The organism is Micrococcus porci (assembly GCF_020097155.1).
Classification (GTDB): Bacteria; Actinomycetota; Actinomycetes; order Actinomycetales; family Micrococcaceae; genus Micrococcus; species Micrococcus porci.
Map to the genome: position 1 here is coordinate 123,799 of NZ_CP083691.1, position 26,233 is coordinate 150,031.

Annotated in this window: 21 protein-coding genes, 1 tRNA gene and 1 other RNA gene; 12 read left to right on the forward strand and 11 right to left on the reverse strand. The window is 74.5% G+C overall.

What is annotated here, in order from left to right:
• Nucleotides 1-86: 86 nt before the first annotated feature.
• Nucleotides 87-172, reverse strand: a tRNA-Ser gene (locus tag KW076_RS00550).
• A 121-nt stretch (nt 173-293) separates the two neighbouring features.
• Between KW076_RS00550 and ffs the strand changes: the two genes are divergently transcribed.
• Nucleotides 294-390, forward strand: an RNA gene (gene ffs / locus KW076_RS00555) — signal recognition particle sRNA small type.
• A 16-nt stretch (nt 391-406) separates the two neighbouring features.
• Nucleotides 407-1,393, forward strand: coding sequence for a tRNA glutamyl-Q(34) synthetase GluQRS (gene gluQRS, locus KW076_RS00560; RefSeq protein ID WP_224355699.1), 987 nt, complete (start codon nt 407-409; stop codon nt 1,391-1,393).
• Nucleotides 1,394-1,441: 48 nt separating this feature from the next.
• On the opposite strand, the gene KW076_RS00565 is transcribed toward gluQRS, so the two are convergent.
• Nucleotides 1,442-2,107 carry a malonic semialdehyde reductase gene (locus KW076_RS00565; RefSeq protein ID WP_224355700.1) on the reverse strand — a complete coding sequence of 222 codons (666 nt, stop codon included), beginning with the start codon at nt 2,105-2,107 and terminating at the stop codon, nt 1,442-1,444.
• 78 nt (nt 2,108-2,185) lie between these two features.
• On the opposite strand from KW076_RS00565, the gene KW076_RS00570 reads away from it, so the two are divergent.
• Together KW076_RS00570 and recR are read left to right on the forward strand one after the other, a co-directional pair.
• Nucleotides 2,186-5,617, forward strand: a complete 3,432-nt coding sequence (locus KW076_RS00570) for a DNA polymerase III subunit gamma and tau (RefSeq protein ID WP_224355701.1) — start codon at nt 2,186-2,188, stop codon at nt 5,615-5,617.
• A 52-nt stretch (nt 5,618-5,669) separates the two neighbouring features.
• On the forward strand, nt 5,670-6,269 hold the full coding sequence (gene recR, locus KW076_RS00575) for a recombination mediator RecR (RefSeq protein WP_224355702.1): 600 nt from the start codon (nt 5,670-5,672) through the stop codon (nt 6,267-6,269).
• Between the two features lie 3 nt (nt 6,270-6,272).
• Here the strand turns inward: recR and KW076_RS00580 are convergent, their stop codons facing one another.
• On the reverse strand, nt 6,273-7,418 hold the full coding sequence (locus tag KW076_RS00580; RefSeq protein WP_224355703.1) for an ABC transporter permease: 1,146 nt from the start codon (nt 7,416-7,418) through the stop codon (nt 6,273-6,275).
• Nucleotides 7,415-8,443: an ABC transporter ATP-binding protein gene (locus tag KW076_RS00585; protein ID WP_224355704.1), complete on the reverse strand. Its 1,029-nt coding sequence runs from the start codon at nt 8,441-8,443 to the stop codon at nt 7,415-7,417. Before KW076_RS00585 ends, KW076_RS00580 begins: the two co-directional genes overlap by 4 nt.
• A 212-nt stretch (nt 8,444-8,655) precedes the next feature.
• Between KW076_RS00585 and KW076_RS00590 the strand changes: the two genes are divergently transcribed.
• Nucleotides 8,656-9,942 (forward strand): aspartate kinase, encoded by a 1,287-nt coding sequence (locus KW076_RS00590; RefSeq protein WP_224355705.1) that lies wholly within the window; start codon nt 8,656-8,658, stop codon nt 9,940-9,942.
• A gap of 157 nt (nt 9,943-10,099) precedes the next feature.
• Here KW076_RS00590 and KW076_RS00595 read toward each other — a convergent pair whose 3' ends face one another.
• Nucleotides 10,100-13,051: a S8 family serine peptidase gene (locus KW076_RS00595; protein ID WP_224355706.1), complete on the reverse strand. Its 2,952-nt coding sequence runs from the start codon at nt 13,049-13,051 to the stop codon at nt 10,100-10,102.
• A gap of 186 nt (nt 13,052-13,237) precedes the next feature.
• Here KW076_RS00595 and KW076_RS00600 point away from each other — a divergent pair, with 186 nt between their 5' ends.
• Nucleotides 13,238-14,305 (forward strand): 3-methyladenine DNA glycosylase, encoded by a 1,068-nt coding sequence (locus KW076_RS00600; protein WP_224355707.1) that lies wholly within the window; start codon nt 13,238-13,240, stop codon nt 14,303-14,305.
• Entirely contained in the window at nt 14,298-14,447 is a 150-nt protein-coding gene (locus tag KW076_RS00605) for a hypothetical protein (RefSeq protein WP_224355708.1), read from the forward strand. Before KW076_RS00600 ends, KW076_RS00605 begins: the two co-directional genes overlap by 8 nt.
• 6 nt (nt 14,448-14,453) lie before the next feature.
• Here the strand turns inward: KW076_RS00605 and KW076_RS00610 are convergent, their stop codons facing one another.
• Nucleotides 14,454-14,918, reverse strand: a complete 465-nt coding sequence (locus KW076_RS00610) for a YchJ family protein (protein WP_224355709.1) — start codon at nt 14,916-14,918, stop codon at nt 14,454-14,456.
• Nucleotides 14,915-15,142 carry a hypothetical protein gene (locus tag KW076_RS00615; RefSeq protein WP_224355710.1) on the reverse strand — a complete coding sequence of 76 codons (228 nt, stop codon included), beginning with the start codon at nt 15,140-15,142 and terminating at the stop codon, nt 14,915-14,917. The genes KW076_RS00610 and KW076_RS00615 overlap by 4 nt, the downstream gene beginning before the upstream one ends.
• Before the next feature lie 212 nt (nt 15,143-15,354).
• On the opposite strand from KW076_RS00615, the gene purS reads away from it, so the two are divergent.
• The 3 genes from purS to purL are packed head-to-tail and all read left to right on the forward strand — an operon-like array spanning nt 15,355 to nt 18,712.
• A complete protein-coding gene (purS, locus tag KW076_RS00620; protein WP_224355711.1) occupies nt 15,355-15,615 on the forward strand; it encodes a phosphoribosylformylglycinamidine synthase subunit PurS in 261 nt (86 codons plus the stop codon).
• Nucleotides 15,615-16,409: a phosphoribosylformylglycinamidine synthase subunit PurQ gene (purQ, locus tag KW076_RS00625; protein ID WP_224355712.1), complete on the forward strand. Its 795-nt coding sequence runs from the start codon at nt 15,615-15,617 to the stop codon at nt 16,407-16,409. Before purS ends, purQ begins: the two co-directional genes overlap by 1 nt.
• Nucleotides 16,406-18,712 carry a phosphoribosylformylglycinamidine synthase subunit PurL gene (gene purL, locus KW076_RS00630; protein ID WP_224355713.1) on the forward strand — a complete coding sequence of 769 codons (2,307 nt, stop codon included), beginning with the start codon at nt 16,406-16,408 and terminating at the stop codon, nt 18,710-18,712. Before purQ ends, purL begins: the two co-directional genes overlap by 4 nt.
• A gap of 79 nt (nt 18,713-18,791) precedes the next feature.
• On the opposite strand, the gene KW076_RS00635 is transcribed toward purL, so the two are convergent.
• Entirely contained in the window at nt 18,792-19,709 is a 918-nt protein-coding gene (locus KW076_RS00635; protein ID WP_224355714.1) for a hypothetical protein, read from the reverse strand.
• A 196-nt stretch (nt 19,710-19,905) separates the two neighbouring features.
• On the opposite strand from KW076_RS00635, the gene KW076_RS00640 reads away from it, so the two are divergent.
• Both KW076_RS00640 and KW076_RS00645 read left to right on the forward strand, forming a co-directional pair.
• Nucleotides 19,906-22,422, forward strand: a complete 2,517-nt coding sequence (locus tag KW076_RS00640) for an HAD-IC family P-type ATPase (protein WP_255612617.1) — start codon at nt 19,906-19,908, stop codon at nt 22,420-22,422.
• A 121-nt stretch (nt 22,423-22,543) separates the two neighbouring features.
• Nucleotides 22,544-22,903, forward strand: coding sequence for a YtxH domain-containing protein (locus KW076_RS00645; protein ID WP_224355716.1), 360 nt, complete (start codon nt 22,544-22,546; stop codon nt 22,901-22,903).
• Between the two features lie 97 nt (nt 22,904-23,000).
• Here the strand turns inward: KW076_RS00645 and KW076_RS00650 are convergent, their stop codons facing one another.
• The 3 genes from KW076_RS00650 to KW076_RS00660 all read right to left on the reverse strand — a co-directional run bounded on the left by KW076_RS00650 (nt 23,001) and on the right by KW076_RS00660 (nt 26,009).
• Nucleotides 23,001-23,771, reverse strand: a complete 771-nt coding sequence (locus tag KW076_RS00650) for a hypothetical protein (RefSeq protein WP_224355717.1) — start codon at nt 23,769-23,771, stop codon at nt 23,001-23,003.
• Nucleotides 23,771-24,472: a Tat (twin-arginine translocation) pathway signal sequence gene (locus KW076_RS00655; protein ID WP_224355718.1), complete on the reverse strand. Its 702-nt coding sequence runs from the start codon at nt 24,470-24,472 to the stop codon at nt 23,771-23,773. The genes KW076_RS00650 and KW076_RS00655 overlap by 1 nt, the downstream gene beginning before the upstream one ends.
• A 109-nt stretch (nt 24,473-24,581) precedes the next feature.
• Nucleotides 24,582-26,009, reverse strand: coding sequence for an LLM class flavin-dependent oxidoreductase (locus KW076_RS00660; protein ID WP_224355719.1), 1,428 nt, complete (start codon nt 26,007-26,009; stop codon nt 24,582-24,584).
• Nucleotides 26,010-26,233: the final 224 nt, after the last annotated feature.

The following is a 26,233-nucleotide window of genomic DNA, read 5'->3' on the forward strand; positions in this document are numbered from 1 at the left end:
GGTTCGGAGGCGGTGGACGGGGCACGACCCGCCTGAGGACGACGGAAGCCCCGGGACCGACTGGTCCCGGGGCTTCCGATCTTCCGCGGAGGATGGGGGATTTGAACCCCCGAGGGCTGTTAACCCAACACGCGTTCCAGGCGTGCGCCATAGGCCGCTAGGCGAATCCTCCTTGGTGCGCCCTCATGCGGCGAACCGCGCAAGGGCAGGATCCATCATAACCAGATCCCCGCGCCGCGTGCCAATCCCCGCCGGGCGAGGTGCATCCGCCCCTGTCCACTGGTAGAGTTCCGGACGGCCCCTCACGTGGTGTCATCTCGCTGAACTCCCCCAGGACCGGAAGGTAGCAAGGGTAGGTGGGCTCTGGCAGGTGCGTGAGGGGTCTTCGACTTTCACAGGAGGTCCCATGCCCGCCGGCCGCTACGCCCCCTCCCCCACGGGCACCCTGCACCTGGGCAACCTGCGCACCGCGCTCGTCGCGTGGCTCGCCGCCCGTGCCACCGGCCGCACCTTCCTGCTGCGGATCGAGGACCTGGACCGGGTCTGCTCCGGCGCCGAGGCCGGCCAGCTCGCCGACCTCGCCGCCGTCGGCCTGGACTGGGACGGGGAACCCGTCCACCAGTCCGAACGCACCGCCCTGTACGACGCCGCCGTGGCCGCCCTGCGCGCCGCGCACGGCGCGGACGCGGTCTACGAGTGCTTCTGCTCGCGCAAGGACATCGCCGAGGCGACGTCGGCCCCGCACCCGAGGCCCGACGACGGCGCCCCCGCCTCCGGCGGCACCGTGCCGCTGCGTCCGCCCGGCTTCTATCCGGGCACCTGCCGTGGCCTGACGGAGGCCGAGCGGGCCGAGCGGCGGCGGGTGCGCCCCGCCGCCCTGCGGATCGACGCGGCGAAGGTCGCGGGCCTGCCGGCGGGCGAGATCCCGCGCGCGACCGCCGTGGACGTGCTGCACGGCGAGGTCACGGGCCTGGTCGACGACCTGGTGCTGCGCCGGAACGACGGGGCGTACGCGTACAACCTGGCCGTCGTCGTGGACGACCTGGCGCAGGGCGTGGACCAGGTGGTCCGCGGCGACGACCTGCTCGACTCGGCCCCGCGCCAGCGCTGGCTGGCCGAGGCGCTGTGCGTCGCACGCGGAGAGCCGACGCCCGCGGTGGAGTACCTGCACGTGCCGCTCGTGCTGAATGCGGAGGGGCGGCGGCTGGCCAAGCGGGACGGCGCCGTGACCCTCGGGGACCTCGCCGCGCAGGACCCGGCGTGGACCCCCGCGCGGCTGCGGGACCGACTGCTGGAGTCCCTCGGCCTGCCCGCGGGACCGCTGGCGGTCGCCGTGCGCGCGTTCGACCCGGCCGCCCTGCCGCGCGATCCGTGGGTGTTCACCGGGCTCTGAGTCTGAGCGGGCCTGCGGCGTCCCGGCCCGCCGCAGGCCCGGCCCCGGTCAGAGGACCTGGGCGGCCTGGTCGAAGTCGAGGCGGCCCTGGCGGGGCTGCTGCGCCTTCTCGTCGTCCGCGGCGGCGTGGCCCACGTTGATCACCAGGAGGGACTTCCAGGCACGGTCCGCGTGGAACGCGGCGTCCACGGCGGCGGCGTCGAACCCGGCCATGGGGCCGACCTCGAGCCCGTGCGCGCGCAGGGCCACGAGCAGGTAGCCCACCTGGATGAGCGCGTTCGTGCGGCCCATCCCCTCGCGCATGCCCGCCTTGCCCTCGGCATCCTCTTCGAAGCCCTCCCGGAACGGGGCGAGGTGGCCCATGTGGCGGTGCCAGTCGAGGTCGTAGGAGGCGATCAGCGTGAGCGGGGCGCGCTCCGTCTTCTCCCGGTTGAACTCGATCATGAGCGGGGCCAGGCGGGCGCGGGCCTCGGGGCTGTCCACGACGTCGAGCCGCAGCGGCTGGTTGTTCATGGCGGTCGGCGCCCAGCGGAGGTCCGCGTAGGCCCGCTCGATCAGCGCGAGGTCGACGGGCTCGTCCGAGAAGAGCTGCGTCGTGTGGCGGTCCGCGAAGAGGCGGTCGATCTCCGCCTGACTCAGCGGTCCCGCGTCCGGGGCCGGCTGCGTGGAGTGGATCGTGTCCTCGGCGTCGGTGTGCATGTACGTGGTGGTCATGGGCCAGGGAACGAGCCGGCGGGCGTGCGCATTCCCCGGCTCCCTTAGCCCGTCCGCCCGCCGGATAGGCTTTCGAGGGTGAGCACCGCCCTGTATCGCCGCTATCGCCCGGACCGTTTCGAGGACGTGATCGGGCAGGACCATGTCACGGTCCCGCTGCGCACCGCACTGGCGAAGGACCGCGTGAACCACGCCTACCTCTTCTCCGGCCCGCGCGGCTGCGGCAAGACCACGTCCGCCCGCATCCTGGCCCGCTGCCTCAACTGCGCCCAGGGCCCCACGCCCACGCCGTGCGGCGAGTGCGACTCGTGCCGGGACCTGGCCACCGGCGGGCCGGGCTCGCTGGACGTGCTGGAGATCGACGCGGCCTCGCACGGCGGTGTGGAGGACGCCCGTGGCCTGCGCGAGCGGGCCACGTTCGCCCCGGTGCGGGACCGCTACAAGATCCTCATCATCGACGAGGCGCACATGGTCACGGCGGCGGGTTTCAACGCGCTGCTGAAGATCGTGGAGGAGCCGCCGGAGCACCTGAAGTTCATCTTCGCCACCACGGAGCCGGAGAAGGTCATCGGGACCATCCGCTCCCGCACCCACCACTACCCGTTCCGGCTCGTGCCGCCGGAGCCGCTCATCGCCTACCTGGAGAGGCTGTGCCAGGAGGAAGGCGTCCGCGTGGAGCCCGGCGTCCTGCCGCTCGTGGTGCGCGCCGGCACGGGCTCGGTCCGGGACACGCTCTCCGTGCTGGACCAGCTGATCGGCGGCGCCCAGCAGGGGCAGGTCTCCTACGACCTCGCCGTGAGCCTGCTCGGCTTCACGCCGGAGGCGCTGCTGGACGACGTGGTCGACGCGATCGCCGCGGACGACACCCCCACCGTGTTCCGCGTGGCCGACCGCGTGGTGCAGTCCGGCCAGGACCCCCGCCGGTTCGTGGAGGACCTCCTGGAGCGGTTCCGGGACCTCGTGATCGCCCGCGCCCTGCCGGACGAGGCCTCGTCCATCCTCCACGGCATGCCGGAGGACCAGGTGCGTCGCCTGGCCGCGCAGGCCTCCCAGCTCTCCCGGGCGGAGCTCTCGCGCCTGGCGGACGTCACGAACCTCGCCCTCACGGACATGGTGGGCGCCACGAGCCCCCGCCTGCACCTGGAGCTGCTCATGGCGCGGCTCATGCTGCCAGCCACGGACGACACCCACCGCGGCCTGGCCGCCCGGCTCGAGGCCTTGGAGCGCCGCGTCGCCGGCGGCGCCGCGTTCTCCCCCGACGACGACGCCTCCTCCGGCGCCGAGGGGCCCGCGGCGGGTGGCGCCGGCCAGGGCGGCGCCGCCCTGAGCGGTGCGGCGCTCGCGCGCGCCGCCGCCCGCCGCGCCGAGCCCGAGCAGGCACGGGAGCAGGAGCCCGGGGCCGGGAGTGACAAGCGGGCCGCGGAGCCCGCGACGCCGAAGCCCGCGACGCCCGAGCCGGTGGCCGCCGCCCCGGCCCCCGAGCGCCCAGTGGAGCGTCCAGCGGAGGCTCCGGCGCCGTCGTCGTCCGCGCCGGCCGCCCCTGCTGCGCCCACCGCGCACACCCCGAGCCAGGTGGAGAAGGTGCGCCGCGCGTGGCCGGACATCCTGGCCGCTCTCGAGAGCGACTCGCGCCTGATGTGGATGCTCGTGAAGGACAACGCCACCGTGGCGGGGTACGACGGGGAGCTGCTCACCGTCGCGTTCCCGCAGGAGGGCCCGCGCCGCACGCTCCAGTCCCGCAACGGCGAGCAGGTGCTCGGCGAGGCCGTGCACCGCGTGCTCGGCATCCGCCCGAGGCTGGACCTGATCCTCGGCGGCGACACCCCGCGGGGTGAGGAGCGCCCAAAAGCTGAGGGCCGCCCCGCCGCGGCCGTGAGCGAGGCCCCCGCCGCCCCGTCCACGTCCGCTCCACCGCCCGCCCCGCAGGGCCAGCCGACTCAGGCCCAACCGCCGCGGGCCCAGCCCTCCCCCGAGGACGGTCGACGACCCGCCGCGTCCGCACCGCGCCCGCAGGACGTCGCCGTCGCCACGTCCTGGGACCAGGCCCCCGCACCCTCGGCGGCTCCCTGGCAGCCGGCTCCCTCGCGGCCCGCCGCGGCCTCGCCCGCCCCGCAGACCGGCCCCGCCGCCCCGTCCACCCCCGACCCGCGCCAGGACGCCCACCCGGGCACCCGCCCGGGCCCGGCGGACACCACGCCCCCGGCCGCACCGCCGTCGGACGGCTGGGGTCACGTCGACGAGGAGCCGCCCGCCTGGGACGACGCCCCGCCGCCGCCCGAGGACCCGTGGGACTCCCTGCCCGAGTTCGACCCGGACGCGGACATGGAGGACTCCCCCGGCCCCGAGGGCTGGACCCCCGGGGCCGGCGACGACGCCGTCCACGGCTCCGCCGGCTCGGCACCGACCTCCGCGCCCGAAGCGTGGGGCGGTGCGGTGCCCACCCCGCAGGACTGGGGCGCCCCGCGCCCGCAGGATCCGGTCGAGTCCCCCGCGCCGCAGGGCCCGGAGGCGGGCACGCAGGGCACGGCACCGGACGCGGCCGCGCAGGGCGCGCCGTCGCCCGCGGCCCCCGCCGAGGCGGTCCCGGAGGACCCGGAGACCGCGCGTCGCGCCTACGACCCCGGCCCCCTCGTGCGCGAGGAGGAGCTCACCATCCCGGTGTTCGCGAAGCCCGAGGCGCAGCTGCGCGCCGAGTTCGCCGCCCGGTTCGGCGGCACCCGCCCCGCCGGGTTCGACTCGACGGCCGCCTCGGACGCCGCGGCCCCGGACGCACAGGGCCCCGGCGCCGCGGCGCGCGCGGCCGCCCACGGCGAGCCCGTGCGCGGCGGGCAGGACGCCGCCGAGCCCGCCGCGGACCGTGAGGCCGAGCCCGAGGAGGACCCGCAGGCCGCCGCCTCCGCCCCCGAGCACCCGGTGCGCCCGAGCCCGGCCCGCCCCACCGCGGACGACACCCCCGACCCCGGCGTCCCCCAGGAGGACCACGCCGAGGACGCAGCGCCGCCGTCGGCGACCGCACCCGACGACCGCGGATCCGGCCACCCGGACTCCCACTACCCCGCCCTGATGGAGCGGCTGCGGGCCAGCGGCCCGCTCGAGCCGCCCGTCAACGCGCGCCCGGCCGGGCAGGGCGGTGCCCGCGAGGAGCAGGTCCCCGCACCCGTCGACGCCGCGCCCTCCCCCGGCCGCCCCAGCGCCGCCTCCCTCGGCCGCCCCACCGGCGACCCGCAGGCCGCCATCGCGCCCCCGGCCGAGGACCCCCGCGCGTCGGGCGCCCGCGCCGCCGCCATCCAGGCGGCCCGCGAGGCCGCCCGGGGCGCCGGGCCCCGACCCGCGGACGGCGCCCCGGGCGGCCCCGCTACGGCGTCCGGGCCGTCCGTAGACTGGCAGGACGAGGTGGCCAGCGACGACGACGTGGCCCTCGAGGACTCCGGCCTGGTCGGCCGGCCCGTGGTGGAGCGCCTGCTCGGCGCCCGGCTGCTGGAGGAGCGTCCGCTCGAGCCCGGACTCTGATCCGCATGCACACAGACACGGCCCCACGAGGGCGGGGAAGGCACGGTGAGACGTGTACGAAGGCGCCGTCCAGGACCTGATCGACGAGCTCGGCCGGCTGCCGGGCATCGGCCCGAAGTCCGCCCAGCGCATCGCGTTCCACGTGCTCGAGGCGGACGCCGCGGACATGCTCCGCCTCGCCGACGCCATCCGCACCGTGAAGGACAAGGTGCGCCTGTGCTCGGTCTGCTTCAACGTGTCCGAGCAGGAGGTCTGCCACCTCTGCCGGGACGCCCGCCGGGACGACTCGCAGATCTGCGTCGTCGAGGAGTCCCAGGACGTCATGGCCATGGAGCGCACCCGTGCCTTCCAGGGCCGCTACCACGTGCTCGGCGGCGCCATCAATCCCATCGCCGGGATCGGCCCGGAGCAGCTCCACGTGCGCGAGCTCCTCACCCGCCTCCAGGACGAGGCCGTGCAGGAGGTCATCCTCGCCACGGACCCCAACCTCGAGGGCGAGGCCACGGCCACCTACCTCGGGCGCCTGCTCGGCGCCACCGGCATCCGCGTCACCCGTCTGGCTTCCGGCCTGCCCGTGGGCGGCGACCTCGAGTACGCGGACGAGGTCACCCTCGGCCGCGCCTTCGAGGGCCGCCGCCTCATCTCCGGCTGAGGCTCAGGCCACCCGCGTCCCCGTGGGCAGCCGCCCGGCCGGGGTGTCCAGGCGGCGCCGCCCCCACCACAGGAGCGCCGCCAGGAACCCGCCCTGCAGGAGCATGCCCAGCGGCCACGTCGGCCAGGTGCGGTCGACCAGCGTGACGGGCGAGTCGGTCACGGAGCCCTCGTTGACCTGACCGTCCACGCAGTCCGTGTACTCCCGCGGGTCGATCTGGGCCACCCGCATGCCCAGGGAGATCAAGTTCAGCGCGCCGAACTCCTCCCCGGCCGAGTCCTCCCGCAGCTCCGGCAGCGGCACGGCGTCGGCGACCACCACGTAGGGGTTGCCGGCGAGCAGCCAGGCCACCCGACGCGGGTCCGGCACGGTCGTGTCCCGCAGCGGTCCGGCGCAGGACTTCGTGGACCCCGCGTCCTCCGCATAGCCGTAGGTGACCTGGTTGGTCTGCAGGCGGGTCTCGATGAACTGCAGGGAGATCGTGAACGCGATCAGCGAGCCGATCGTCATCATCGCGACCAGCAGGTACGTCACCACCACGGCGAACAGGGTGCGGCCCGTGATCGCGGAGACCGCCACGCCGATCCCCGTGACCACCGCGAACTCCACGAGGATCATCGCCAGGCCCGCGAGCACCGCCAGCGGGGGCACCTGCCCCACCACGGCCGCCACGATGAGCCACGGCGCCGCCGCCACGAGGAACGCGACCGCCGCGATCCACGCCGCCAGCCACTTGCCCAGCATCAGCTGCCAGGTGGACACCAGGGTCACCTGGGTGATCGCCAGGGTGCCCGCCGACCGGTCGCCCGAGATCGCGTTCGCCGACAGGGCCGGGGACACCAGCAGGCAGAGCGTCAGGACGAACAGCAGCACGCCGTCGTACAGCCAGCGCCCGAAGACCATCGTGGAGTCGGGGCTGTTGCCCCCCGTCCACGCGTGCAGGCCCAGCGCGCCGAGGGTGACGCCGCCGACCAGCAGGAAGAACACGCCGAGCAGGATGTACCAGCCGCGCGAGCGCAGCCGCTGGCGCAGCTCCATGCCCACCAGGGTGCGCAGGGCGTCCACGACGCCGAGGCGCCCGCTCCCCAGCGGGGTCGGGCCGCCCGCGGGGGCGGCGGCGGGCGGCGGGGTGTGCAGGACGGCGCTCATGCGCGGCCTCCTTCGACGGTCGGAGCGGGGCCGGCGGCCGTGACGGGTCCGGCGGCGTGAGGGGCGGGGCCCCCGAGGGCGAGGTCCAGGTAGGCGTTCTCCAGCCGGGAGCCCTCCGGGGCCAGCCGGCTCACGGGGACGCCGGCGGCCACGAGGTCCGCCAGCAGGGCGGCCGCGGCGTCCTCGCCGCGCAGCCGCACCACGACGCCCGGCCGGTGCCCCTCCAGGGGCGCGGCCAGGGGCACGCCGCGCGCCTGCAGGGCGCGGACCAGCTCGTCGCGGCGGGACGGGTCCGGTCCGGCGATCCGGTACGGACGCTCCCGGCCGGCGTCGTCCGCGCCGGAGAGGTCCCGCACCGCCACCGTGGCACCCTCGCTCACGAACACGGCCCGGTCCGCCATCTCCTCCAGCTCCGCGAGCACGTGGGAGGAGACCAGCACCGCGACGCCGGCCGCGGCCATCGCGCGCACGTCGTCCCGCAGGCGGATCCGGGAGGTCGGGTCGAGGCCGTTGGCCGGCTCGTCCAGCATGAGGACCGCCGGGCGGTGCACGGTGGCGCGCGCCAGGGAGAGCCGCTGCTGCTGGCCGCGGGAGAGCACCCGGGCGGGCCGGTCCGCGAACGGCTCCAGCTGGACCCAGGCCAGCTGCTCGCGGGCACGCGTGGCGGCCTCCGCCTGCCCCATCCCGTACAGCCGGCCCAGGCTCGTCAGGATGTCCGCGCAGGTCAGCGAGTCCCACACGCCCAGGGTGTCCGGCATCCAGCCGAGCAGCCGGCGGGCCTGCCCCGGGTCCGCCATGGCGTCCACCCCGGCCACGGACACGGAGCCCCGGTCCGGACGCAGCAGCGTGGCGAGCAGGAGCATGAGGGTCGTCTTGCCGGACCCGTTCGGGCCGACGAGGGCGGTCACGGACCCGGCAGGGGCGGTCAGGGAGACGTCGCGGACGGCGTGCACGGACCCGAAGGATCGGGCCAGGCCGTGCGCCACGATCCCCGAGGGCGGCTGCGGGAGGACGGAGCTGGTCATGTCCCCATCCTGGCCGCGCCGCCGTCGGCGCCCATCCGACCACGGGATGACCTTGCCCCCGCCGGGGTGGTCCACCAAGCGGACGCGGGAGGTCACCCGCGTCACTCCCACCCGAGGCGCCGCCTACAATCGGGCCAGCCGCGCGTCGCCGTGCCGCCCTGGGGGTGCGCCGGACGGCCGCCCCGCCCCGCCCCCGTCCGGAAGGATCCTCCGTGCGCCTGATCGTCCAGAAGTTCGGCGGCTCGTCCGTCGCCGACGCCGAGGGCATCCAGCGCGTCGCCCGCCGCATCGTGGCCACCCAGCAGGCCGGGAACCAGGTGTGCGTCGTGGTCTCCGCCATGGGCGACACCACGGACGAGCTGCTGGACCTCGCCGCCGAGCTCACGGCCGACGCCCCCGCCCGCGAGATGGACATCCTCCTCTCCGCCGGCGAGCGCATCTCCATGTCCCTGCTGGCCATGGCGATCGACGCGCAGGGCGTCCCGGCCCGCTCCTTCACCGGGTCCCAGGCCGGCATGATGACCGACGCCGCCTACGGGCGCGCCCGCATCATCGAGGTCAACCCGCACCGCGTGCGGGCGGCCCTGGACGAGGGTGCGGTCGCGATCGTCGCCGGCTTCCAGGGCATGAGCCGGGAGTCCAAGGACATCACCACCATGGGCCGCGGCGGCTCGGACACCACCGCCGTCGCCCTGGCCGCCGCCCTCGGCGCGGACGTCTGCGAGATCTACACGGACGTGGACGGCGTGTACTCGGCCGACCCGCGCGTCGTGTCCTCGGCCCGCAAGCTCCCCCAGCTCTCCTCCGAGGAGACCCTGGAACTGGCCGCCTCCGGCGCGAAGGTCCTGCACCTGCGCTCCGTGGAGTACGCCCGCCGCTTCGGCGTGCCGATCCACGTGCGCTCCTCCTTCTCCGACCATGAGGGCAGCTGGATCATGCCCGACCCGAACGACACCATCCACCTCAAGGAAGGCGCCCCCATGGAACAGCCCATCGTCGCCGGCGTGGCCCACGACCGCTCCGAGGCCAAGGTCACGATCGTCGGCGTCCCGGACGTCCCCGGCAAGGCCGCCGAGATCTTCCGCGTGATCGCCGAGTCCAACGTGAACATCGACATGATCGTGCAGAACGTGTCCCGTCAGGACTCCGGCCGCACGGACATCTCCTTCACCCTGCCGATCGTGGAGGGCAAGGCCGCCATCGAGGCGTTGCGCGCCGCCCAGGAGTCCATCGGCTTCGAGGAGATCGTGCCGAACAAGGAGATCGGCAAGCTCTCCCTGATCGGCGCCGGCATGCGATCGAACCCGGGCATCTCGGCCACCTTCTTCAAGGCCCTGTCCGACGCCGGTGTGAACGTGGACCTGATCTCCACGTCGGAGATCCGCATCTCCGTGGTCACCTCCGAGGACAAGCTGGACGACGCCGTCCGCGCCGTGCACACGGCGTTCGGCCTGGACACGGACGTCGAGGCGACGGTCTACGGCGGCACCGGCCGCTGACCCCCCCCCTTTCGCTGAGGAGACCGTCGCTTCCATCCCGCCTCTCCGGGATGGAAGCGACGTCTTTCTGAGCGGAAGTCGGCCCGGGCGGAGCCCCTCACGACGACGCCCCCGCACCTCCACGTGGAGGTGCGGGGGCGTCGTCGTCAGCCGGAGGTCACGGCACGGTGACCTCGACCTGCGTGGCCGTGCCCTCGGCCCAGGTCACCTGGCCGCGCCAGGTGCCGGAGGTGAGGCCGGTCCAGTTCACGGTCGCGGAGGTCTCCTGGCCCGTGGTCACGGGGATCGGGTTCGGGGTGACCGTCATGTTGCCGGCGTCCGAGCGCAGCTGCACGGTCTCCAGGGCCGCGGTGTCCGCGCCCGCCGGGTTCGCGTAGAGCTGGGTGAGCACCAGGTAGGTGCCCGGCTCCGGGTCCTGGATGGTCACGGACTCGTCCGAGGACTCCGTGGCGGAGGTGAACTGCTTCTTGGACGGGGTCTGCACCAGCATGTCCCAGTCGGCCGTGTCCACGCCGGAGTCCACTGCGAAGGTCACGGACTTCGTGCCGGGGGCCACGGTCACCGGGGTGACCTTGGAGCCGCCGGGCTGCAGCGTCACAGCCTGGGACTCGACCTTGTTCAGGCCGAGCACGGACGGGGTGAGCTGACCTGTGAAGCCGGGCTGGACGGCCACGGCCGCGGAGCCGGAGGCGCCGGTGCCGGTCACGGAGGCGTCCGCGGTGGCGGGCACGGACTTCAGGGTCACCGGGGAGGTGACCGACGGGACGGCCTTGCCCTTGGCGGTGGTCCAGGAGAAGGAGCCGTGCGTCCACTGGCTCAGGGCGGCGTCGGTGCGGGTGAAGGTCAGGGTGACCTCCGCCTTCTGGCCGGCCTTGAGGTCCAGCACGGACGGGGACGCGGTCACGGTGTAGCCGGGCACGGAGCCGGAGAACGTCCAGCGGCCGTTCTCCAGGGCGGTGACGGTGCGCTTCACGGAGGCGGTGCCGAGCACGTCCGGCAGGGCCACGGAGGGCACGTTGACCTCGCGGCCGGCGAGGTCGCCCAGGATCAGTGCGTTCCACTGCGTCGCGTCGGACTCGTAGACGAGGCCCGGGCGGTTCGCGGCGGCGACATCCGCGGAGCCGGCACCGGTGGCGAAGTTGTCCTGGTTGACGGTGCCGTCCGCGTTGTAGACGTCGCCGGCGGTGGTCATCAGGGCGGACTTCACGGCCATCGGGGACCACTCGGGGTGCTTGCCGATGAGCAGCGTGGCCATGCCCGCCAGGTTCGGCGAGGCCATGGAGGTGCCGGACATCAGGCCGAACACGTTGCCGTGGTAGTCCGAGTCGTACTCGGAGACGCCGGCGATCACGTTCACGCCCGGGGCGGCCACGTCCGGCTTGAGGAACTCCTGGTTCACGGCGTTGGACGGACCGCGGGAGGAGAAGCCGGCGATCTGCGGCAGCGGGTCCGGCGCCTGGCCGGTGGTGTCGCCGGGGACGATCGTGGCCTGCAGGCCGCCGGCCTTGGCCTTGGCGATCAGCGAGGCGTCGTTGGTGTGCACGGTGGGCACGGCGTGGATGTCCGCGTCCAGGGAGCCCGGGGTGACGTTCACCAGGATCATGCCGACGCCGCCGGCGTCCTTGACCACGGCGGACTTCTCCACGCGGGCGTTCACGCCGCGCTCGCAGAGCACGATCTTGCCGGCGGCCTTGGCCGGGTCGAGGGCGCCCGGCTTGCAGAGGCGGGCGTCGTCCGCGGAGACACCCGCGGCGGCCGCGTCCGCGGCGTGGATCACCGGGGCCGGGCCGACGCCGGTGCGCGCCGAGGAGGCGCCGCGCACCTTGGTGCCGTCGGAGAGCTCGAGGGTGCCGGTGAGCTCGTTGGAGAAGGTCTCCGCGGCCACGGTGGTGACCCACGGGGAGGAGTGGTTCACGGTGCTCGGCGTCGGGCCGGAGTTGCCGCCGGACGCGGCGACGAAGATCCCGGCCTCGGCGGCGGAGCGGAAGGCCAGGGCCACCGGATCCACCACGGAGGTGTTGTTGCCGGAGATGGAGTAGTTCAGGACGTCGACGTTGTTCTCGATGGCCTTCTCCACGGCGGCCACGGACGCGGAGGAGTAGCAGCCGCCGGTGTCCGGGTCGGTGTCCTCCCAGCAGACCTTGTAGGAGATGAGCTTCGCGGCCGGGGCGACGCCCGAGCCGAGGCCGAAGGACGCGCCGTCGATGGTCTGCTCCACGTCCTTGGCGCCCACGATGGTGGTGGCCACGTGGGTGCCGTGGGACTTCACGCCCAGCGGGGAGATGCGCTCGGCGGGGTCGCGCTTCTCCACGGGGGTGCCCCGGACGAAGTCGTCGGAGAACGCGTAGGCGCCGATCAGCTTCGAGTCGCAGGTGGAGGCGGGGAAGTCGGGGCCGGACTGGCACTCGGCGGTGGCGAGGGTGCCGTCGGCCTTCTGGACGGCGATCCTGCCGTCCGCGGTGCGGAAGGTGTCGCCGGCCTTGAGCTTCCCGTTGTTGGTGCGCGGCCCCACGGGGGTGCCGTCGAGGAAGGGGCTGTCCGGGTAGATGCCGGAGTCGATCACGCCGACGACGACGCCGCGGCCCGCGTTCTCGGCCTTGCCGAAGGTGGTGTTCCAGGCCCCCTTCTTGCCGTTCAGCCCGAGGAAGTCGGTGGAGGTGTAGTCGGGGGCGACCTGCTCGTCGGCGGTGACGGCGAGGACGGCGGGATCCTCCGCGTAGGCCTGGGCCTGCTCCGCGGAGAGCTCGGCGACGAAGCCGTTCAGCGCGCGCTGGAAGGTGACCTTGGGGGTGACGCCCTGCTGCGCGGCGACCTTCTCCTGCTGGCGCTTGAGCTTGGCCTCGTAGTTCTTCACGCGGGGGTGGTTCGCGTCGAACTTCGCGGAGGGGGCGGCGCCAGGGGCGGTGGCCTGGCTCTCGGCGACGGCCGAGGGGGCGTCCTTGAGGATCACGAAGTAGCGGCCTGCCTTGAGGGGCGTGGCGGCCTGCACGCCGACGGCGTGCTCGGCCTGCGGGGCGGCGAAGGCCGGGGCGGCGAGGGGCGCCGCCATCAGGCCGACGGCGGTGACGGCGGCGCCGAGCAGGCGCAGACGCTGGGGGTGACGGTTCATGGGCTCGTCTCTCTGGTGCGGCGAAGGTCCGGCCGGGTGAGGCCGTCGGGCGGCCCACGCGGGCCCGAGATCCGGAGCCGCGGAGTGATCTGGAACACGCCCGTGGCGAGTAGACTACCTGGCCGCTTCCTGGGAAGGCGAGCGGATCCTCCTGGGCGCGCCCGCACCCGGGAGAATGGTGCCGCCATGACCTCCGCTGCCCCCTCACCCGTCCCGCTCGTCCTCGCGCCCGAGGACTGGCGCGCCCGCGCCCGTGCCCACCGCGAGCGCATCGCCGCGCGCACCGCACCCCTGATGGCGCGGCGCACGCGCGGGGAGCCGCACCCGGTGCAGGACTTCCTGTTCGGGTACTACACGCTCACCCCGGGCGCGCTGCAGCGCTGGCACCCGGGGGCCGGCGTCGTCCTGGCCGACGACGACGGCGCCGCCGCCACGGCCGAGGCCGCCGAGCTGGGCACGGCCCCGCGAGGCGAGTGGCGGCACTGGCGGCGCGTGGAGCCGGGCGAGGTGGTCGGCGTCGTGCTGGACGGGCGCGAGGTGGGTGGCTGGACGGTCGACGTGCCGGCGTTCCTGGCGGACCGCGCGTCCGGGGTGGCGTTCACCCGGGAGCTGCTGGAGCGCACGGCAGGGCGGCCGGCGCGGCTGGGCTGCTTCGGGCTGCACGAGTGGGCGATGGCCTACCGCTCGGACGTGCACGGGGTGCGGCACTCGCAGCTGCCGCTGCGCCTGGGCGCGGCAGGCACGGACGCTGTGGTCGAGGACCAGCGGATCCGCTGCACGCACTTCGACGCGTTCCGGTTCTTCGCTCCGGAGGCCGTGCCGCTGAACGAGGGCGCGGAGGGGGTGCAGCCCACGCGCGCGGGCATGCGGGACATGGAGCAGCCCGGCTGCCTGCACGCGGGCATGGACCTGTACAAGTGGGCGCACAAGCTGCTGCCGCTGGTGGACTCGGACCTGGTGGCGGACTGCTTCGACCTGGCCTGGGACATCCGCCGCCTGGACATGGAGGCCTCCCCCTACGACCTCACCGGCGTGGACGACCTCTCCGACGGGCTCGGCGGGTACACCCCGGTGCGGATCGAGACCCCGGAGGGGCGGGCCGAGTACGCGCGGCGCCAGCGCGGGTTCGCCGAGCGCGGGCAGGCGCTGCGGGCGCGACTGCTGGCGGCGCTGGAGGCGGGCGCGCGAGCCGCCGGGGACCGCCGACCGACCGAGGACCCGTCCACCCCCGACCCCGAGGAGCACCATGGCTGACCTTCCCCCCGAGCTCGAGTTCGCCGAGTTCGACGACGACCCCCGCCCGTCCGCGCCGAGCCCCTGGGTGCGGGTGCTGGCCGTGGTGGTGCTGCTCGGCCTGGTCGGGAGCCTGGCCGCCGGGCTGTTCGGCGGGATCTGAGGCCGCTCAGGCGGTGACGTCCCCGTCGACGTAGAGCCACACGCCGGACTCACGGCGGAACCGGCTGCGCTCGTGCAGGCGGAACCGCCCCTCCGGCCCGCGGCCGACGGCCGCGAACTCGACCTCGCCGACGTCCTGGAACGGGCCGCCGCCCTCCACCGCCAGCACGGCCAGCCGGGTGAACGCCGGGGCGGGGTCACCCGGCCCCGGGGTCAGCTCCGCCGTGGACGGCCGGTGCTCCGGGGCCCACGTCGCCCGCAGATAGGCGACCGTCGCCGCCACGTCCGCGGCGCCCGTCGCCCCGGCCCCCTCCACCTCGCCGAGGCGGGCGAACGCCGTGTACCGCGAGCGCATGAGCGCCTCGGCGGTCGGCGCGGTCAGGGAACCGTCCGCGGCGTGGGCGGCGTGGAGCCGGCCGCAGCACTCCGGGTACGGGAGACCGAGCCCGCAGGGGCACGGGGCCTCGGTCACGCGTCGGCGTCCCGAGCGACGCGGGCGCGGTCGGCGGCCTCCGCGCGGCGGGTGCGGGCGCGCAGGCCGCGCGCGGCGGCGGCGACCACGCCGCCCAGGGCCACGGCGAGCGCCGGGCCCAGGGGGCTGACCTCGCGGGAGCGGTCACGGACGGGGGGCTGCGTGGCCTCGACCACGGGGACGGCGCGGCGGGCGGAGCGGCGGGGGATGCGGGCCAGGATCATGGCGCCAGGCTAGCCCCGTCCACCCGGCGGCCGGCGTCGCCGCGATGCCGGCGGCCGGGGAGCCCGTCACCGCCTGAACCGCGACGGGATCCGGCGTCCGGGCCCCCGGTAGACTGGCGGGGCAAGCTCGCGGAGCGCCCGAATCCGGCGTGAGACGGCACCGGACGCACCCGGCGAGCACCCGCGCGGCCCACTCACCCCAGGAGCGTCAGTTGCCCATCATCGTCGTCGACGTCATGCCCAAGCCCGAGATCCTCGACCCGCAGGGCAAGGCGATCAACGGGGCCCTGCCCCGCCTCGGCTTCACCGAGTTCAGCCAGGTCCGCCAGGGCAAGCGCTTCGAGCTCACCGTGGAGGGCGAGGTCACGGAGGAGGTCCTGGCCGCGGCCCGCACGGCCGCCGAGGAGATGCTGTCCAACCCGGTGATCGAGGACGTCGTGAACGTCGCCGTGCTGGACGAGGACGCGGCCTGATGACCGAGATCCCCCTGATCGGCGACTACTCGACGCCGTCCACCCCGCTGAACGGGGCGCGGATCGGCGTCATCACCTTCCCCGGCACCCTCGACGACGTCGACGCCCTCCGCGCCGTGCGCCTCACCGGCGCCGAGCCCGTGTCCCTGTGGCACGCCGAAGCGGACGCCGCGGCGACGCTGGCCACCGTGGACGCCGTGGTCATCCCCGGCGGCTTCTCCTACGGCGACTACCTGCGCGCCGGTGCGATCTCCCGCTTCGCTCCCATGATGGGCGCCGTGGCCCAGGCCGCGGGCGGTCCCGAGGGCTCGGAGGACGGCCTGCCGGTGCTCGGCATCTGCAACGGCTTCCAGATCCTCACCGAGTCCCACCTGCTGCCGGGCTCCATGATCAAGAACGACCACCTGCACTTCATCTGCCGCGACCAGCAGCTGGCGGTGGAGAGCACGGACACCGCCTGGACCCGCGACTTCGAGCAGGGCGAGGTCATCACCGTCCCGCTGAAGAACCAGGACGGCCAGTACGTGGCGGACGAGAAGACCCTCGACGCCCTCGAGGCCGAGGGCCGCGTGGTGTTCCGCTACGTGGGCTGGAACCCCAACGGCTCGCGCCGGGACATCGCGGGCATCGCGAACCCGGCCGGCAACGTCGTCGGCCTCATGCCGCACCCGGAGCACGCCGTGGAGGCCGGATTCGGCCCGGACACCGAGGCCGGCCCCCGCTCCGGCACGGACGGCCTGGGCTTCTTCACCTCCGTCCTGACCACCCTCGCCACCCGTGGAGGCGCCGCATGAGCACCCAGTTCACCATCGAGACCGTCGAGCAGGCCGCGGCGAACCCGGACGTCGCCCAACCCTGGGCCGAGCTGGGCCTCAAGGAGGACGAGTACGCGCGCATCCGTGAGATCCTCGGCCGCCGCCCCACCGCGGCGGAGCTGGCCATGTACTCCGTGATGTGGTCGGAGCACTGCTCCTACAAGTCCTCCAAGGTGCACCTGCGCCAGTTCGGCGACACGCTCACGGAGGAGATGAAGGAGCACATGATGGTCGGCATCGGCGAGAACGCCGGTGTGACCGACCTCGGCGACGGCTGGGCCGTGACCTTCAAGGTGGAGTCCCACAACCACCCGTCCTTCGTGGAGCCCTACCAGGGCGCGGCCACCGGCATCGGCGGCATCGTGCGCGACATCATCTCCATGGGCGCCCGCCCCGTGGCCGTCATGGACCCGCTGCGCTTCGGCGCGGTCGACCACCCCGACACGGCGCGCGTCGTCCACGGCGTGGTCGCCGGCATCGGCGGCTACGGCAACTCGCTGGGCCTGCCGAACATCGGCGGCGAGGTCGCCTTCGACCCCTCCTACCAGGGCAACCCGCTGGTGAACGCCCTCGCGGTGGGCGTGCTGCGGCACGAGGACCTTCGCCTGGCCAACGCCTCGGGCGTCGGCAACAAGGTGGTCCTCTTCGGCGCCCGCACCGGCGGCGACGGCATCGGCGGCGCCTCCGTGCTGGCCTCCGAGTCCTTCGACGACGGCGGCAAGCCCGCCAAGCGCCCCTCCGTGCAGGCCGGCGACCCGTTCGCGGAGAAGGTGCTCATCGAGTGCTGCCTCGAGCTGTTCCGCGACTCCCTCGTGGAGGGCATCCAGGACCTGGGCGCCGCGGGCATCTCCTGCGCCACCTCGGAGCTGGCCTCCAACGGCGAGGGCGGCATGCGCGTCGAGCTCACCGACGTGCTGCTGCGCGACTCCACGCTGACCCCGGGCGAGATCCTCATGTCCGAGTCGCAGGAGCGCATGATGGCCGTCGTGACCCCGGAGAACGTGGCCGCGTTCGAGGCCGTCATGGCCAAGTGGGACGTGGAGCACTCCTGGCTCGGCGAGGTCACCGGCGACGGCCGCCTGGTCATCACCTGGGACGGCGAGACCATCGTGGACGTGGACCCGCGCACCGTGGCCCACGACGGCCCGGTCTACGAGCGCCCCTGCCACCGCCCGTCCTTCCAGGACGCGCTGCAGGCGGACACCTTCCGCTCCTCCGCGGCCGGGCAGGACCTGCCCGCCACCGGCGAGGAGCTCAAGGCCGCCGTCGTCGAGCTGATGGCGTCCCCGAACATGGCGGACGTCTCCTGGATCACCCGGCAGTACGACCGCTACGTCCGCGGCAACACCGCCCTGGCCTCCCCCGACGACGCCGGCGTGGTCCGCGTGGACGAGGAGACCGGCATGGGCGTGGCCGTGGCCACGGACTGCAACGACCGCTACGCCTACCTGGACCCGTACGCGGGCGCCCAGCTCTCCCTCGCGGAGGCGTACCGCAACGTGACCACCACGGGCGCCGTCCCGCTCGCCGTCACCGACTGCCTGAACTTCGGCTCCCCCGAGGACCCGGAGGTCATGTGGCAGTTCGCGGAGGCCGTGCGCGGCCTCGCCGACGCCTGCCAGGTGCTGGGCGTGCCCGTCACCGGCGGCAACGTCTCCCTGTACAACCAGACGGGCGGCGTCGCGATCCACCCGACCCCCACCGTGGGCGTCCTGGGCCGCTTCGACGACGTCCTGCGCCGCACCCCCTCGGGCTTCGGCACGGACGCCGACGGCCAGGCCGTGTACCTGCTCGGCGTCACGGCCGACGAGCTGGACGGCTCCGAGTACGCGAACCTGCGCGGCCACCTGGGCGGCGTTCCGCCGAAGGTGGACCTGGCACAGGAGCGCCTGCTGGGCGAGCTGCTGGTGAACATGTCCCGGGACGGCATGGTCGACGCCGCCCACGACGTCTCCAAGGGCGGCCTCGCCGCGACCCTGGCGGACATGGTGCTGCGCTTCGGCGTGGGCGCCCGGATCGTGCTGGACGAGGTCGTGCGCCGCGACGGCGTGGACGTGTTCACCGCGCTGTTCTCCGAGACGCAGGGCCGCACCGTGGTCTCCGTGCCGCGCACCGAGGAGGTCCGCTTCACGGACATGACCACCGCCCGCGGCTACACGGTCACCCGCATCGGCGTGGTGGACGCGCAGTCGGACGCGCTCGAGGTGCAGGGCCAGTTCACCCTGCCGATCGCCGAGCTCCGGGAGGCCTGGGAGGCAACGCTGCCGAAGCACTTCGGCTGAGCCCGACCCGCCCCGACGACGGCCGCTCCCCCGCGCAGGGGGGAGCGGCCGTCGTCGTGTGCGGCGTGAGGCGGTGCGGTCAGCCGTCCACGGTGGCGGACGCCGTGGCGCCTGCGGAGGAGCCGGCGCCGGAGGAGGCGATCTCCTGGGAGAGCTCGTCCATGGTCACCTGCTCGGCGGCCGGCGGGGCGGCGGCCGGGGTGACCTGGTTCCACCGGTCCATGGTGACCGTGCCCTCGCCCGAGGACTTGGTGTCCCGGAACTCGCGGACGTGGTTGTCCTTGTCCACGGTCATGGTCCAGGAGGAGTCGTCCGAGTAGCGGTACATCTCCTCGCCGTCCACCTGCACGACCTCGCCCTCCATCGCGGCGAGCTCGGCGTCGGTGACGGTGGAGAACTCCTGCTTCATCTCGTCGAGGAAGACCTGGGGGTTCATCTCGTCCACGGGGATCATGCCCTGGGTGTCCACGAGCCAGCGGCCGTCGAGCGCCTCGGCCATCCTGCTGGCGTCCCCGCCGCCGGAGCCGTCCATCTTGAGGTAGGTCTGGCCGCCCACGTGGATGAAGTCCATGGTGCCCGTGAAGTCGGCGGAGTCGCCCGTCACCGAGCCCTGCACCGTGGTCCCGGCGACGTCGCCGGCAAGGTCCACCCGCTGGACCTCCGAGCCGGAGCCGCCGTCGATCTCCGCGAGGATGTGCACGCTCTCCGCCTCGTCCAGCCCCTGCTGGATGTCCTTCCAGACGACCTCGGCCTCGGGGGCCTGGCCCGCGGGGACGTCGGAGGCGGAGGACTCGGACGCCGCGGACTCCGAGGACGACGACGCGGCGGCGTCGGAGCCGTTCGGGGAGGTGCTCACCGTGGGGCCGGCGGCGGAGGACGAGGCGGCCTCCGCGGAGGAGGAGGCGGCAGGGGCGGGGTCGCCGCCGCACGCGCTCAGCGCGAGGGCGCCGGCGCCGAGGAGGGCGGTGAGGGAGGCACGGGACAGGCGGGGGGTCATGGGGTCCGCTTTCTCTGCGAGGGGAGTGGGTGGGGGCGGTGGGGATCCCGCCCGGGGCCCTGAGGCGTACAGACGCCGTGCCCCCACGCTAGCCTTCCGCCCGAGCCCGGGGGCAGGTGCGGTCGCCCCTGAGGACGACGGAAGATCATCCCCCGGGTGGAGTCCGGCCCCTCGGAGCCCGGGCTACGGTGACCCTGTGACGCACACCCCGCCGAGCCCCGCCCCCGCCGCCGACGCCGGCCCCGCGGCCCTGGCCGGGCTGACCTCGGCCCAGGTGGCCGAACGCGTGGCCGCCGGCCGGGTCAACGTGCAGCCGAAGGACACCTCGCGCTCGTTCGGCACGATCCTGCGCTCCCACGTGCTCACCCTGTTCAACCTGGTCATCGCCCTGTGCGCCACGGTGATCGTCGTGCTCGGGCGCTGGTTCGACCTCCTGTTCAGCCTCGCCGCCGTGGCCAACGTGGTGATCGGCGTCGTGCAGGAGAACTCCGCCCGCCGCGCCCTGGACCGGATCGCGCTGCTCCACCAGGACGGCGTCCTCGTGGTCCGCGACGGCGCCCGCCGCGAGGTGCGGATCGAGGAGGTCGTCCTGGACGACGTCGTGGTGCTGCGCCGCGGGGACCAGGTCCCGGTGGACGGCGCGGTGCTCACGTCGGAGGGCCTGGACGTGGACGAGTCCCTGCTCACCGGCGAGTCCGACCCGGTGCCGAAGGCTCCCGGGGACGCGGTCCTCTCGGGCTCGGCCGTCGTCGCCGGCACCGCCCTGGTGCGGGCCACGGCGGTGGGCGCGGACTCCCACGCGGCCAAGCTGGCCGTGCAGGCCCGCCGGTTCACGCGCGCGCACTCCGAGCTGCGGGCGGCCCTGGAGAAGGTGGCGCGCTGGCTCACGATCGCCCTGGTGCCGATCGTCGCCGTGATCCTCCACGGCCAGGTCACGGCGGCCGGCGGCTGGTCCCGCGTGCTCGGCAGCGAGGACCAGCCCGCGCTCGAGGCGGCCCTCGTGGCCACCGTGGCGGCCGTGACCGCGATGATCCCCCAGGGCCTGGCCCTGATGACCACCATCTCCTTCGCCCTGGCCGCCCTCAAGCTGGCCCGCCGCGCGGTGCTCATCCAGGAGCAGCCCGCCGTGGAGATCCTCGCCCGCGTGGACACGGTCTGCCTGGACAAGACCGGCACCCTCACGGAGGGCGGGATCGTCTTCCACGGCGCCCACGCGCCCGTCGGCGCCCCCGCCCTCCCGCACGACGACGACGCGGCCGTCGCGCTGGACCCCGGCGCGCGGGCGGTGCTCGCCTGGTTCGGCGCGGACCCGGACGCCAACCCCACCGCCGCGGCGCTCCGGGAGCCGTTCCCGGCGGCCCCGGCCTCCTCTCCGACCGGCGTCGTGCCGTTCTCCAGCGTCCGCCGCTGGTCCGCCGTGACCTTCGGCCCCGACGCGGACGCCGCGCACCCCGGCATGGCCGGGACCTGGCTGCTCGGCGCCCCGGAGGCCCTCGCGGACGCCGCGCACCTGGGCCCGGAGCGCACCGCCGCGCTCACGGAGGCGTGCACCGCGCCTGCCGACCGCGGGCTGCGGACCGTGCTGCTGTGCCGCGCGTCGGACGCGCCCGCCGGGGAGACCCTCCCGGCCGGCCGCGAGCCCGTCGCCGTCCTGACCTTCGCGGAGGACGTCCGTCCGGACGCCGCCCAGACCCTCGGCTACTTCCGCGAGCAGGGCGTGGCCGTGAAGGTGATCTCCGGGGACAGCCCGCGCACGGTGGCGGCGGTGGCGCGCGCCGTCGGGATGGAGGTGCCCGGCGACGCCGTCGACGGGCGGACCCTGCCCGCCGACCCCGCGGAGCTCGCCGACGTCCTGGAGTCCCACGAGGTGTTCGGGCGCGTGGCCCCGGAGCAGAAGCAGGCCATGGTGGCGGCCCTGCAGTCCCGGGGGCACGTGGTGGCCATGACGGGCGACGGCGTCAACGACGCCCTGGCCCTGAAGACCGCGGACCTGGGCATCGCCATGGGCAACGCCGCCCCCGCCACCAAGGCGGTCTCCCGGATGGTGCTGCTGGACGGGCGGTTCGACCGCCTCCCCGACGTGCTCCGCGAGGGCCGCCAGGTGATCGCCAACATGGAGCGCCTGGCGCACATCTACCTGACCAAGACGTCCTACGCGCTCCTGTTCGGCCTGGTGTTCTCCCTGCTGGCCTGGCCGTTCCCGCTGCTGCCGCGGCAGGCGTCCACGGCGGACTTCCTGATGATCGGCGCCCCGACGTTCTTCCTGGCCCTGCTGCCGAACCCGCGCCGCTACGTGCCCGGCTTCCTCCGCCGCGCCCTGCTGTTCGCGGTGCCGGCGGGCGTGACGATCGTGGCGGCGATGCTGGCGGTCTCCTGGTACGCGCGGCACCTCTCCTCGAAGCCCGTGGACACGGCCCAGCTGCAGACCGCGTCCCTGATCACGCTGACCCTGCTGGGCCTCTGGGTGCTGACGTGCATCTCCCGGCCGCTGCGCCCGCTCATGTGCGGCGTGGTCGCCGGCATGTACGCGCTGCTGGCCGCGGCCGTGCTGGTGCCGGCCTCCCGCTGGTACCACCAGATGGAGCTCCCCGCCCCGGACCTGCTGGCCGCGTCCCTGGCGATCGCCCTGGGCGGCTGCGTGGTCGTCGAGGCCGTGCACCGCATCCACCACGCCCGGGTGACCGTCCCCGGCCGACGCGCGGCGGAGGGCTGAGGGGCCGCCGACCATTGACCGCCGGACGCCGAGTCGCCACAGTGGTGTCCACGAAAGCGCAACAGCGCGCCGGCCGCCCCGGAAGGGGGCGGGCCCGGTACTCGACGAAGGAGCACACCCCATGCGTTGGTTCACCCTCGCCGTCGGCGCCGCAGCCGGCTACCTCCTCGGCAGCGCCGAGGGCCGTCAGAACCTCCAGAAGATGACCGCGAACGCGCAGAAGGTCTGGAACGACCCGAAGACCCAGGACAAGGTCGGCGTCGTGAAGGACAAGGCCCAGGTCGTGGCCTCCGACGCGAAGGACAAGGCCGCCTCGGCCGCGTCCGACGCCAAGCAGGCCGTCCAGGAGAAGACCTCCTCGAACCAGCCGTCCCCGGCCTCCAACAACGAGACCGTGACCACCGGCAACGCCCACGGCGCGGATCCGGACGTGGTCTCCGACCCCTCCACCCCGCTGGCCGACGAGGGCCCCGCAGCCTGATCGACCCCGCACGACGACGGCGGCCCGCCTCCCCCACGGGAGGCGGGCCGCCGTCGTCTGCGTGTGGGGCCGGGGTCCCCGGCCCCACACGCCGGGCTCACTTGGCGGTGGCCGTGTCCTGCGCCATGTCCTCGGTGGCGGGCGCCGTGACGGGCTCCACCGCGTTCCAGTCGGAGAACGTCACCGTGCCGCGCGTCCCGGGGCCGGTGGTCTCGACGGTGAGGAGGGTGCCGTCGTCGTCCGCCACGGTGAACGCGGTCAGGCTCGAGTCCGTGGTGCCGCCCTTCACCGGGGTGTCCAGGACGTAGCGGGTGGCGTCCCGTCCCTGGCGGCGGATGTCCGTGGCCCGGACGTCCGCGCCCTGCAGGGCCCCGGCCTGGGGGACGGCGGTGAGCACGCCGTCCAGGATGGAGCGCATGCTCGCGTCCCCGGGCAGGGGCTCGGCCTTCTTCCACTTCTCCGCGAACGCGGGGCGGCCCTCGCCCGAGACGCCGCCGGGCTGCTCCAGGGTGAACCGCTCGTACCGCTGGCCGCCGACGGTGCGGGACTCGTCCCGCGTGATGTAGCCGTCCGTGCGGAACACGCCCGTGTAGGACAGGTCGGAGCTGTGGACGTCGCCGGCGATCTCGACGCCGTCCGGCGTGCCGGGGGCGGCGCCGGAGTCGTTGCGGGCCTCCGTGGTCAGCCGGACCGAGGACGCGTCCTGCAGCTGCGTGCGGGCGGCGTCCCAGGCAGCCGAGGCGTCCTCGCCGGAGGCGCCGCACGCGGAGAGGGAGAGGGCGGCGGCCGCGCCGAGCGCGGCCAGGGACAGCGCCCGACGGCGGGCGCCGCCGTGCGGGGCGGGGGTGCGGGGGGTGGTCGGTCGCATCAGTGCTGCGCCTCCTCCGGCGCCTCCGCCGGCTCGATCTCGTTCCAGTCGCTCAGGGCGAACTCCTGGATCACGCCGCCGTCCTCGACGCGCAGGCCCACGAGGTCGCCGTCCTCGTCCACGGTGAACGCGCGCACGGAGAATTGGCTGTCTCCGCGGGCGGCGGAGGCCACGTCCCCGGGCATCGCGTAGCGGTAGGCGGTGCCGCCGGACCAGTCGACCTTCTCGGGCTGCACGTCGACGCCGTCCAGGGCGTCCGCGGCGGGCAGGCCCACGGCGTCGAGGGTGGCGCGCAGCGCGTTCTGCCCGGACTGCTGCGTCTCCGTCCAGCCGTCCGTGCGGTACATGGAGGCGATCTGCTCCGGCACGTCCTGGCCCTCGGTGTCCACCCTGGCCCAGGTCTTGCCGTCCGCGCTGACGGAGCGGACGGTCATCCAGGAGTCCCGGCCGACCTGCATGCGGCCGGTGGTCGTCCCGTCCGCGCCCTCCAGCGGCCCGGCCACGTCCCACGCGACCACGCTGGGGCCCTGGGAGTCGTTGACGGACGCCATGGTCATGCGGACGGACTCGGCGCCGTCGATCTGGGCGCGGGCGTGCTGCCACGCCTCCCCGACGTCCTGCTGGTCGGTCCCGCACCCGGCGAGGGTCAGGGCCGCCACGACCCCGAGCCCCGCCGCGTGCACGGCACGTCTGCGCTGCATGTGCTCCTCCTGCCAGGCGGGCGGCCGCGGCCGCCCGCCCACGTCTGTCGACCTGGTCGGGGCCACCCTACCGAGGCCGCCTGGACGCGCAGGCCGGAGCGGCGTCCGCTCAGCCCCGCCGGTTCCGGAAGGCGAAGGACGCGCCGTGGTGGTTCTGCGGCAGGTGGTCGCCGCGGCCGAAGAGCTTGTGGCGCAGCGTGCCGTCCGTGTACGCGGTCTTGTAGCGGCCGAGCTTCTGCAGCTCCGGGACCACGAACTCCACGATGTCCTCGAAGGTGCCCGGGGTGATGTGGTAGGCGAGGTTGAAGCCGTCCACGTCGGTCTCGTCGGCCCACTCGACGAGCTGGCGGGCCGCGGACTCGCCGCCGCCCACGATCACGGGGCCGAAGCCGCCGATGCCCACCCACTCGGCGAGCTTGCGCACGGTCCACCCCTCGTCCGTGCCGGAGGCCTTCTGGAAGGTCTCCACGGCGGACTGGATGGCGTTCGACTTCACGTCCCCGATCGGCTCGTCCAGGTCGTACTGGGACAGGTCGATGCCCATCCAGCCGGACATGAGCACGAGGCCGCCCAGCGGGTCCACGTACTGCGCCAGGTCGTCGTACTTGGCCCGCGCGTCCTCGTCGGTGGCCCCGGTGACGATCGTCTGCATCGCGAAGATCTTGACGTCGTACGGGTCACGGCCGGCGTCCACCAGGGCCTGGCGGATCTTCTTCACGGTGGCGGCCGCCAGCTCCTTCGTGGGGGAGTTGATGAACACGGCCTCGGCGTGCTTGCCGGCGAAGGCGCGGCCGCGCGTCGAGGCGCCGGCCTGGTAGATCACGGGGGTGCGCTGCACGGACGGCTCGGTGACGGCGTGGCCGGGGACCTTGAACCACGTGCCCTCGTGGGCGATGTCGTGGACCTTGGCCGGGTCCGCGAACACGCCGGACTCCTTGTCGTAGACGACGGCGTCGTCCTCCCACGAGCCCTCGAGGAGCTTGTAGACGACGTCGAGGTACTCGTCGGCGTGCTCGTAGCGCTCGTCGTGCTCCATCTGGTCGTCCTGGCCCATGTTCTGGGCGGCGGAGGGCAGGTAGCCGGTGACCACGTTCCAGCCGACGCGGCCGCCCGTGAGGTGGTCGAGCGTGGCGAGGCGGCGGGCGAACGGGTAGGGGTGCTCGTAGGCGGTGCCGGCGGTGACGCCGAAGCCGAGGTGCTCGGTGACCGCGGCCATCGCGGAGACGAGCAGGAACGGGTCGTTCACGGGGGTCTGCGCGCCGGTCCTGATGGCGGCCTCGGAGGTGCCGCCGTACACGGAGTACGGGCCGAGGACGTCGGCGATGAACAGGCCGTCGAAGAGGCCCTTCTCCAGCGTCTGCGCCAGGCGCGTCCAGTAGCCGAGGGTGTTGTAGTCGCGGGCGTGGTCGTCGGGGTGACGCCAGAGCCCCGGGGACTGGTGGGCGACGCAGTTCATGTCGAATGCGTTGAAGAGGATCTCGCGGTGCTCGTCCGGGCGGGTGGGTGCTCCGGCCCCGGCGTTCTCGGCGGTGCTCATGGGTCTCCTTTCCAGGGCCGCCCGGTCGCAGGGGCGCGGCCGGGCGGGCGACGGTTCCGCACCATGCAACGCCGACGCGACCGGCGGTGGAAGTCGGTCCGGCCCAGGGGTTCATGACGGCCTCGCCGGGCCCGGCCACGCGTCCGGCGCCCGGTTCGTGACGTGCCCCGACCGTGACGACATGCCCTGACCGTGACGGAGGACACGTCCGTGGGTGGCGGCCC

Coding starts and splice junctions, on each gene's coding strand:
- KW076_RS00580 (WP_224355703.1), bottom strand. CDS start 7,418: ATGAGCGCCGTCCTGCACACCCCGCCGCCCGCCGCCGCCCCCGCGGGC.
- KW076_RS00565 (WP_224355700.1), bottom strand. CDS start 2,107: ATGACCACCACGTACATGCACACCGACGCCGAGGACACGATCCACTCC.
- KW076_RS00605 (WP_224355708.1), top strand. CDS start 14,298: ATGGCTGACCTTCCCCCCGAGCTCGAGTTCGCCGAGTTCGACGACGAC.
- KW076_RS00635 (WP_224355714.1), bottom strand. CDS start 19,709: ATGACCCCCCGCCTGTCCCGTGCCTCCCTCACCGCCCTCCTCGGCGCC.
- gluQRS (WP_224355699.1), top strand. CDS start 407: ATGCCCGCCGGCCGCTACGCCCCCTCCCCCACGGGCACCCTGCACCTG.
- KW076_RS00660 (WP_224355719.1), bottom strand. CDS start 26,009: ATGAGCACCGCCGAGAACGCCGGGGCCGGAGCACCCACCCGCCCGGAC.
- KW076_RS00645 (WP_224355716.1), top strand. CDS start 22,544: ATGCGTTGGTTCACCCTCGCCGTCGGCGCCGCAGCCGGCTACCTCCTC.
- KW076_RS00585 (WP_224355704.1), bottom strand. CDS start 8,443: ATGACCAGCTCCGTCCTCCCGCAGCCGCCCTCGGGGATCGTGGCGCAC.
- KW076_RS00595 (WP_224355706.1), bottom strand. CDS start 13,051: ATGAACCGTCACCCCCAGCGTCTGCGCCTGCTCGGCGCCGCCGTCACC.
- purL (WP_224355713.1), top strand. CDS start 16,406: ATGAGCACCCAGTTCACCATCGAGACCGTCGAGCAGGCCGCGGCGAAC.
- KW076_RS00615 (WP_224355710.1), bottom strand. CDS start 15,142: ATGATCCTGGCCCGCATCCCCCGCCGCTCCGCCCGCCGCGCCGTCCCC.
- KW076_RS00600 (WP_224355707.1), top strand. CDS start 13,238: ATGACCTCCGCTGCCCCCTCACCCGTCCCGCTCGTCCTCGCGCCCGAG.
- KW076_RS00650 (WP_224355717.1), bottom strand. CDS start 23,771: ATGCGACCGACCACCCCCCGCACCCCCGCCCCGCACGGCGGCGCCCGC.
- purQ (WP_224355712.1), top strand. CDS start 15,615: ATGACCGAGATCCCCCTGATCGGCGACTACTCGACGCCGTCCACCCCG.
- KW076_RS00655 (WP_224355718.1), bottom strand. CDS start 24,472: ATGCAGCGCAGACGTGCCGTGCACGCGGCGGGGCTCGGGGTCGTGGCG.